At 50.9% G+C, this 487-nt stretch carries 1 pseudogene; it reads left to right on the top strand.

What is annotated here, in order from left to right:
• Nucleotides 1–440: pseudogene (locus ACTHUR_RS19385) on the top strand (ribonucleotide-diphosphate reductase subunit alpha); the annotation flags it as partial.
• Nucleotides 441–487: the final 47 nt, after the last annotated feature.

Below are 487 nucleotides of genomic sequence, written 5' to 3'. Positions count from 1 at the left end.
ACTCTACCCTGACCGCACTCATGCCGTCTGAAACCAGTTCGCAAATCGCCAACGCTACCAACGGCATCGAACCGCCGCGCGGATTGGTAACGGTCAAAGCATCGAAAGACGGTATCTTGAAACAAGTCGTGCCCGAATTTGAAACCCTGAAAGACGCCTACGAAACCCTGTGGCAACTTCCGGGCAACGAAGGCTACCTGAAACTTGTCGGCGTGATGCAAAAATTCGTCGACCAGGCGATTTCCGCCAACACCGCCTACGACCCGGGTAAATTCGAAGGCAACAAAGTTTCCATGAAACAAATGCTCAAAGACCTGCTGACCGCCTACAAATACGGCGTCAAAACCCTGTACTACCACAACACCCGCGACGGCGCGGACGATACACAGACCGATATTCAGGATGACGGTTGTGCAGGTGGGGCTTGTAAGATTTCATAATCATAGATTTCAGACGACCTTTAGAGTTTAAGAGGTCGTCTGAAAAT

Source organism: Neisseria sp. P0021.S007, assembly GCF_051956855.1.
The sequence above is the reverse complement of the archived record's forward strand: the minus strand, read 5'-3'. Positions and strand labels throughout refer to the sequence as shown.